This is a genomic window from Clostridium sp. (assembly GCF_029258205.1).
In the GTDB taxonomy this organism is placed as follows: Bacteria; Bacillota; Clostridia; order Clostridiales; family Clostridiaceae; genus Sarcina.
In genome coordinates, this window is the sequence record NZ_JARHZJ010000055.1 from 1 (window position 1) to 8,682 (window position 8,682).

Genomic DNA, 8,682 nt, shown 5'->3' on the forward strand with positions numbered 1-8,682 from the left:
ATCAACTAAAGGTTTTACATTATTTTCACTACAACTACCTAAAGCTTTTTTATACTCCATAGCACTTTCTCCATTCATATATTTAAAAGCAAATTTATTCTCTAAAATCTGCTTTAAGTATATAAATATCCCAATTCGTCCATTCCCATATTGAAATGGATGTATTTTCTCAAATTCTAAATGAAATCTACAAATATCTTCCATAGTTGGTTTTCTAATATCATTATATTTATCCATTAACTCATTTAATCTATATTCAACTTCTTGTGGTTCTGATGTTTCAAAATTAACTCCTAAAATTTTATTCCCATACTTTTTAAAAACACCAGACAATCTCATATCATACAATCTAGTGCGATACATTAACGAACTATGCCATAATTTAATCATTTCTAAATAATGTATCTTATTATATCATTGCATACAAATTCTATACACAAAAATATTATAGCACTCATAATCACTATAAAATATTCTACAAATAAAAATCATGAAAAAATAATAAAATTAGTTACCCTAATAATAAAAAATTAAAACAAGTCAAATCACATTCTTATCTTAAGCCATTTAACTTCATAAAAGTTTTATATTAAAAAAAAGCTAAAAATACATATGTATATTTAGCTTTTAAATCTAAACCTTCTTAGTAAACTCCACATATAAATTCTCTGGAACTTTATTATGTAGTTCTATCTCTACTTTTATTGGTTTCTCTCCTTCATACCTTACTACATCTCCTTTTCCTATATAGATATAAGGTTGTACTTTTCTATCTATCTCCTTATATTTTCTAACGAAAAGGTGCAGACTAATTCCTCGTTCTTTATTAAATATTATATTTTTTCCTCTTTCAGAGCTTTGTGCTGTACTGTTTGGAGTTTCCCATTGGAACAAGCTTCTACTTAGGAATTCATCTTTATAGTTAATGCTTTCCTTTATATCCTCCCCCTTATGTAAGTCCACAAAAAGGAAGTATTCCTTTCCATTTGCCATTAATCCACTTCCTCTAAATGAGCTATGTATCTTTTCATAATTAGATAAAAGTGCTGCATCCACCATTTGATATTGTTCATATAGTTTTAAAAATGGTACTCCATAGTTTTCACTACCAAATCTCTTCTCATAGGTTATAAGTCCATAGTTTAATAAATCTACTATTATTTCCTTATACCTTTTATCTGCCAATATCTTTTCAAAGCTTATTAGTTTTACTAATCTCTCTCCAATTAAATCAAATAATTTAATACAATTACTCTTTTCCCTTGAATCATAATAATCTTGGTTTAGTGTTCTAAAGGCATGTTTAACTGTTTCTTCATCTACAGATTGAATATACTTTCTTATTCCTTTTGAAGCTTCATCTACATTTAACTCACTTTTATTTACTAATTCCTTGATTATGGCAAATTCATGTGGTCTCTTTAGAGGTAATTTATCTGATAATTCTTTTAACACCTTATAAAAATCCTCATCTAAAAGACATTTAGCTTCATAGGATTTTTCAACTTTCTCAAGAAACCCTTGATAAGTCTTTCCATAATTAATAAACTTAAGTGGATCTGGTGCTCCATCAAACTTAACATAGTCCATTAGCTCATAAGGAATCTTTCCACCTAGAAAAGATTTAAACTCATTATATTCTTCCTTTAAATACTTTAAGCTATTAAAATTTTCTGTGTTAAGCTGATTTAATATCCTTTCCTGTGCAATTCTATCCATCTGAATATTTGAACATCCTGGAATATCAGAAAAATTTGTAGCAACTGAAACCTTTAAACTATCCTTATCATAATATCTACCACCCTTTAAGGCTAAAGCTATTAAAAAGGCCTTGTTATGATTTCCTATAAAATCTAAAACAGTTAAGAATTCTTTGCTCTTATGCTTTCTTAACCCTCTTCCAAGCTGTTGTATAAAAATAATTGGTGAATTAGTTGGTCTAAGCATTAGCACTTGATTAATTGAAGGAATATCAACCCCCTCATTAAATATATCAACTGTAAATATAACCTTTAATTCATGGTTTTCATTTTCAAGATTTTTTATTTCCTCTGTTCTCTTATCTATGGAATGATCCCCCGTTAAAGCTATGCTACAAATACCAGCCTCATTAAATTTCTCTGCCATATAATAGGCATGTTCCTTATTTACACAAAATCCAACTGTTTTTTGCTTACTTCCATCAAAGCCATAAAAATTCATTTTATCTATAATAAAATCAACTCTTGAATTGATCATAAGTCTTTTAGAAATCTCAGAAATATTATCTAAATCAACATCACTATAATCAACTGTATCTATATCAGTTATTCCAAAATAGTGAAATGGGACTATAAGTTCATGCTCCAAAGCCTCATTTAATCTAATCTCTAGAGCTACATTATTATCAAAAACCTGAAAAATATCTCCAGTATCACATCTCTCAGGCGTTGCAGTTATTCCAAGTAAAAACTTAGGAGTAAAATAGTTTAATATTCTCTCATAAGTAGGGCTTGTACTATGATGTGCCTCATCTATAACTATGTAATCAAAATCATCTCTCTTAAAACTCTCTAAATTTCTAGACATGGTTTGAACAGTAGAAAATAAATAGTCAGATTCCTTTTCCTTTGCATTTCCTGTGTAAAATCCCATGGTTATATTTTTATTCTTACACAAACTTTTATAAGTCTTTTCTGCACTCCTTAAAATATCTTCCCTATGAACTAAAAATAATAGCCTTTTTGGATTAAAAGCCATAACATCAAAAGCTGACATATAAGTCTTTCCTGTTCCAGTTGCTGCAATAACTAAAGCCTTATCCTCTCCAGTATTTCTTAATCTTTCAAGATTTTCCATAGCCTCTTTTTGCATGAAATTAGGTTTTATAACTTGATATTCACTAAAATCAATAGCTATTTCCATTTGCTTAGCCTTAATCCTTTTAATAAACTCATTATATTTATCTAAAAATTCATCATCAACAATCCCAGTTGAGCTCCATATTCCCTCATATTCCTCTAAAACTTCCTTAACAAAGTCAGTATCCTTCTTAGAAATAATCATAACATTCCACTCAACATTACTCTTTAATGCTCTTTGAGTTATATTAGCTGAACCAATTATAATCTTAAAATAATCCTCATTCTCAAATATGTAAGCCTTAGTATGAAAGCCCTTTTCATTATCAGCAATAAAAATCTTCAAATCTATATTCTCAAAACTCTTTACCTTCTCCAAAGCCTTTGGCTCAGTAAAGTTTAAATATGTAGAAGTTATTATCTTTCCTCTAACTCCTCTTTCCTCCAAATCCTTAAAAGAATCCAAAAGAAGTTGAAGCCCACTAAAATTAATAAAGGCAACACTAAAATAAAAATTCTTACACTCACTTAAACTCTCCTTAATTTCCGCCAAAAGATTTCCTCTTTGGGAATTAACAATAAGTCTGTTCTTAATAATATATTTATCTTCAATGATGCCTTTAGATCCTACCTCTTCTATTTCATTCTGTATAACTTTTTCCTTTATATCCTTTAATACACTCATCCTAATGCTCCTAAATTCACAATCTAAAAATATATAAAAACAATATTTTTCTCATATTTTTTTAATAACCATAAAGCGTAAAAATCCTATTTATATATTTGTATTTACTGTTTTATTTTAGCATTAAAACGATTTTATTTCCATTTTCAAATCTTAATACAAACTCTAAATTACCATGTTTTTCACTTAAAACCTTAACCCATTCATCAACTGGACTCCAAGAACTTAAGACATTATATAATTATCGCACCAATTAGGAATATTAAATTCCTCTTTTCTACTTAATTCACATATTCTATTTCTTATCAGATTTTTAATAACATTCAAGTTACAAACTGCTATTGTATTTATCTTTATCTAAAATTTATGTAACCCTATTCTATTTTCTCCTCACCAAACTTATCAATATACTTTTTAGATTCTATTAGTCCAAGCCCCGTAATCTCTCTAAACTTCATTGTAGCTTGTACATCTTTTCCTTCTTTAATTAATTTCATTAACTCCTCTTTTTCTTCTTTAGTTAATATTTCAGTAATTCCTATCTTTTCAACAATCCTATTTAAGCTTTTCTCCATAAATTTAACTTTACCTTTTAGTTCACTTACTGTGATAATTAAAAATATAAATACACATCCTCCTAAAAGTATCCATCCCATATCAATAGTCATATTTTACCCCTCCTAAGTTTTAATTCTCCTTCATATTACTAGATCTATAAGCCAAGTCAGCCTCTCTATATAAATTCTTAAAGCCTGAGCCAACCTCATTTTTCTGCAATATATTTGCAAGTAGCCATGTATTCTCAATATACACAAACTTCCAATACTCAAAGTCAGTTCTGTTTGAAATGTCACTTCCTTCTAGTATTTTCTTTTTGTCCTTTGTACTAACTATATAATCTATCATAGAAAATTTAACTTCAACCCAAATGAATCCACATTGCTTTTCATCTCCCTCAAAGAGAGTTATTATTCTGCACTCCTTAAACTGAATATCTTTTAAAACATTTTTCTTGTTTTCACTCTTAAGCTTGTCTAGTACCTTAATATGCTTATTATATAATGAAGTTGTAAGTAAACTATAAACTCTTTCATATTCATCATCATTCCAAGCATACTGAATACTATAAAAAGTATCTTCCACAACAGATTTTATATAAACAAGATTCCAATATGGATCTTTTAATGCTAATTCCTTTAATTTATCACTTTTCTGCTTAACAATTTTACTATGCCTATTAACCTCTAAAAATATTAAAGCTCCTCCCCCAAAAACCACTAAAAGTGCTCCTGATCCAAAAAGAAGTTTATGTTCCTTTATAAATGTAAAATCTACACCACTAGATCCATTTCCCCCATTACTACTATTTGATGAAATAAAGCTACCGACTCCTCCACCTCCAGCACCTCCTCCTCCACCTGCTCTTGCATAAATATTATGTGAAGGTACTATTAGTAATAATATAAATAAAATTTCTATAATTCTTCTACACTTTTTATTTCTCATTAAACTCTTCCCACCTTAATATTATCCTTTGCTATATCCATAAACCTTTGAACATTTCCAGAAATTATATTACATATCTTAACTACTTCTCCATTTACATTCATAACTATAGATTTCTTAAGTATTCCTGTCCTTTCTTCAATAGAAGAAATATCCTCATATAAAAAGCTTTCTGTATGCTCCAAACCTAAATTCAACTCATAAAAAAACACTCTTTTATTTGTTGCAATGAGTATCCCTGGTCTATATCCTCTTCTGCATACAAAAGTTAAAAGAGAACACTTCAAATAACATAATGGTTTTTCATCATAATCAAGTTTATTAATTGCTTCATCATAAAATTTACTCATTAAAAATCCCCCCATAAAATTCTAGAGTATTACTAATATTATATAACAAAACTGTTAATATTTTAAATTTATTACTCTTTATTCTTTTAACCTTTTCCTATAAAATTTTTATAATTTTTTCAATTATATACTCATTTAAGGCAAGAAAATAACTAATATATGTAAAATAAAGCTTTATAACTTTTTTCAATTATACACTTACTTTAAAAAATCTAACTAAAATCCCATAAGCTTAAAGTATAATCTTTTAACTCCTTATCAATCCAAATATACAAGCCATCTCAATCATCCATAAAGTTTCAATCACACTAAATTATCATGAGCTATTCAATAGCCACAACAATGTTAGAATTAGACACCCTTTATGAACTTAAAGAATTATTAGTTGCTAATGGATTGACAATACTAACTGCAATTAATGTTATGATACTATGCCTAATGCAATATCCTTGCAATACAACCCTTTTGAAAATAAAAAAAGAAACTAAAAGCTAATAATTATTTTTTGTTGTATAATATATTTAATTACAAACATTGTTTAGATAAAAATTTATTTTAAAGGAGATAGGTATTATGAATATAGGTATGGTAGCATGTTTAGCCTTAGGTATAATTTTCTTAGTCTTTTCAATATGTTTTGCTATTTTAAAAGAAAAAGGGGCAATACTTGTTAGTGGCTTTAACTCTTTTTCCAAGGCTGAAAGAGAAAAATATGATCAAAAAAGAATAAGCCTAGATATGAGAAACTCTTTTTTCCTATGGACAATGATTTTATTTATAGGGGCACTCTTCTCCTATTTTGTAAGCCAATATTATGCAATCATAGCCTTTATTATTTGGCTAATTCTCTTCTTCAAAGATGCCCACATTAGCGCAACAAAGGCCTTCGAAAAATATAAATTATAAATTTTACTTTCACGTGTATAAAATTCTTATTTCTGTATATAATCAAGATATAAAACACCAATAAAAATTTTTTAAAGTCATAAATTAACTTTTATAAAAACATAGTAGCTAGTATTCTATTTTTTATTTAATTTATATATTGTTGGAATTATAAGTCATAAATTCTGTATAATAAAAACATAAACTATTGGACAAGTTTATTTAATTTCACAAAAAAACAAAACCTTTAAAAAAGGAAGAGTTTTAATGTCTAAAAATCAAATTGAACTTATAACAGAATTAATTTTATTTTTATTATAGGATAATTTTATTTTGGGAGGTATAATTTATGAAGGAAAAAATAGCAGAATATATTAATGTGCTAGGAAGTTTTTGTGGAAAAAGAGACATTACTTCTTTAAGAAAAGAAGAACTAAAAAAGAAGTATGGCATAGATCAAGCTGATGTAATGGTACTCTTTGGTGGAAGCATCCTCTGTGGTGGTGATCTTTTATCAGAAGGAATTAAAAATAATATTGCCAAAAAGTATGTAATTGTTGGAGGTGCTGGTCATACAACAGAAACACTACGCAAAAAAATGCATTCTCAACTTCCAAATTTAGACACTTCAAATTTAACAGAGGCTGAAATTTTTGATGAATACTTAAAATATAAATACAATTTAAAAGCAGATTTATTAGAATGCAATTCTACAAACTGTGGTAATAATATTACATATCTATTAGACCTATTAAAGGAAAATAATATTGAGTTTAATAGCATAATAATCATGCAAGATGCAACTATGCAACACCGAATGGAAGCTGGACTTCGTAAGTATGTTTCTAGTAATATTAAGATTATAAATTTTGCTACCTACAATGCAAAAGTAATCCTTAAAGATAATGAACTTACTTATAAAAATGATATTTTAGGAATGTGGGATATGAACCATTATATAACTCTTCTAATGGGTGAAATTCCAAGACTTTCTGATAATTCAGATGGATATGGACCTAAAGGTAAAAATTTTATTGCCCATGTTTCTATACCTGATGAAGTTAATCTAGCATTTTCAGAGCTTAATAAAGAATTTAAGGGAATGGTTCGTACTGCAAACCCACTATACGCTTCCAAAGATTCAAAAACCCTAACTCTAAAGATTCTGTAACCTCCAAAGTAATAACTATATGATATTTTAAATTCCATTTTGTATGTAATAAACTGTTTATATACATTTTAAAACCTCCTTTTGTTACGAAAATTGGCTACGAACCTATTTTCATTTTAACAAAATGAGGTTTTTTCTTATATAGTCAAAGCTTAGTCATCTATTCTCTTAATACTATTTATAAGTTTTATATGGAAGTTTTGAGGTAGAGCCCATATTAGTAAAGATTGCTTTCTAAAATACTATTTTAAAAGAACATTTTTTAAGCCAAGTAGGATTAACTCCTATCTTTTTCCCTATTTTTTCACTAATTCCAAAGGAATTATCTATTTCCAAAATATAAGAATTTTCACCTTTACTTAAAGAATTTTCTTCTAAGTTTTCCTTATTTCTTCTTTTATTAGAAGACTTAAGTTCCTTAACCTTATTAACTAAGCCTTTAAAATCCTCTATCCACAAAAACTCACTTTTACCATTTAAATTTCCACTTTCTAAAGCATTTCTTCCTTTACCATCCTCAAAAGATTTTTCTCTAAATCCCTCAAAATTGTTAATGTCACTTTCTTTATTTAAGCCAAGTAGATTTTTCTCTCCCTGATTATCTTCATACTCTCTTGTATCCTTCTCATTCCACTTAATCTCTAAAGTTTTATTATCCTTTAATTTAACCTGTGCTACACAATTAATATTACACTCTTTAAAATCACTTTCTCCTAGATAAGCATCCTTTCCATAATTAAAATTCCCTTTTTCAAAGTTTAATTTTCTCTCATTATTAAGCTTCATCTCCTCAAGGGCTACATTAGTATAGGATGAAAAGTCATTTCCCTCTAAAACCTCTATCTTTAAATAATTTATATTAAGCTCACAATTCAAATAATTTGCTATCTCACAAAGTTGCTCCCTAAATATATACTCATGAAACTTATTCCCCTCCACAAGATAGTTTTCTCTAGCTTTCTTAGGATGACTTATGTAATATTTCTTCTTTGCTACCCATCTATCTCCCAAAGGATTATAAAACTTATGAAGTTCCTCTTCATTATCTATAAAATAAAGATTTCCATCTAAATAAAAATCCTCTATTCCTCTCATTAAGTTACCAATTGAATAAAAAGAATTAGTTTTTCCACCAATAGGAAAATTACTTATCTTATCACTACTAAAATTCCTTCCTGTTATGCCTGTATTAATTTTATATATTCTAACATCCATTCTCTAATCCTCACCTTAATGTTTTATCTT

Annotated in this window: 8 protein-coding genes; 2 read left to right on the forward strand and 6 right to left on the reverse strand. The window is 27.8% G+C overall.

Features of this window, described 5'->3' with window-relative positions; translation table 11 throughout:
• The 5 genes from Q1J60_RS07490 to Q1J60_RS07510 all read right to left on the reverse strand — a co-directional run.
• A partial coding sequence (locus Q1J60_RS07490; protein ID WP_300260314.1) for a Fic family protein occupies positions 1 to 390 on the reverse strand: 390 nt, incomplete at its 3' end.
• Between the two features lie 243 nt (positions 391 to 633).
• Positions 634 to 3,525, reverse strand: a complete 2,892-nt coding sequence (locus Q1J60_RS07495; protein ID WP_300260317.1) for a DEAD/DEAH box helicase — start codon at positions 3,523 to 3,525, stop codon at positions 634 to 636.
• A gap of 374 nt (positions 3,526 to 3,899) precedes the next feature.
• Positions 3,900 to 4,193 (reverse strand): hypothetical protein, encoded by a 294-nt coding sequence (locus tag Q1J60_RS07500; RefSeq protein ID WP_300260320.1) that lies wholly within the window; start codon positions 4,191 to 4,193, stop codon positions 3,900 to 3,902.
• A 19-nt stretch (positions 4,194 to 4,212) separates the two neighbouring features.
• Positions 4,213 to 5,031: a Tim44 domain-containing protein gene (locus Q1J60_RS07505; protein WP_300260322.1), complete on the reverse strand. Its 819-nt coding sequence runs from the start codon at positions 5,029 to 5,031 to the stop codon at positions 4,213 to 4,215.
• A complete protein-coding gene (locus Q1J60_RS07510) occupies positions 5,031 to 5,381 on the reverse strand; it encodes a PH domain-containing protein (RefSeq protein WP_300260324.1) in 351 nt (116 codons plus the stop codon). Before Q1J60_RS07510 ends, Q1J60_RS07505 begins: the two co-directional genes overlap by 1 nt.
• A gap of 573 nt (positions 5,382 to 5,954) precedes the next feature.
• On the opposite strand from Q1J60_RS07510, the gene Q1J60_RS07515 reads away from it, so the two are divergent.
• Both Q1J60_RS07515 and Q1J60_RS07520 read left to right on the forward strand, forming a co-directional pair.
• Entirely contained in the window at positions 5,955 to 6,287 is a 333-nt protein-coding gene (locus Q1J60_RS07515; RefSeq protein WP_300260327.1) for a DUF3784 domain-containing protein, read from the forward strand.
• A gap of 328 nt (positions 6,288 to 6,615) precedes the next feature.
• Positions 6,616 to 7,437, forward strand: a complete 822-nt coding sequence (locus Q1J60_RS07520; protein ID WP_300260330.1) for a YdcF family protein — start codon at positions 6,616 to 6,618, stop codon at positions 7,435 to 7,437.
• 234 nt (positions 7,438 to 7,671) lie between these two features.
• Here the strand turns inward: Q1J60_RS07520 and Q1J60_RS07525 are convergent, their stop codons facing one another.
• Positions 7,672 to 8,652, reverse strand: coding sequence for a hypothetical protein (locus Q1J60_RS07525; RefSeq protein ID WP_300260332.1), 981 nt, complete (start codon positions 8,650 to 8,652; stop codon positions 7,672 to 7,674).
• Positions 8,653 to 8,682: the final 30 nt, after the last annotated feature.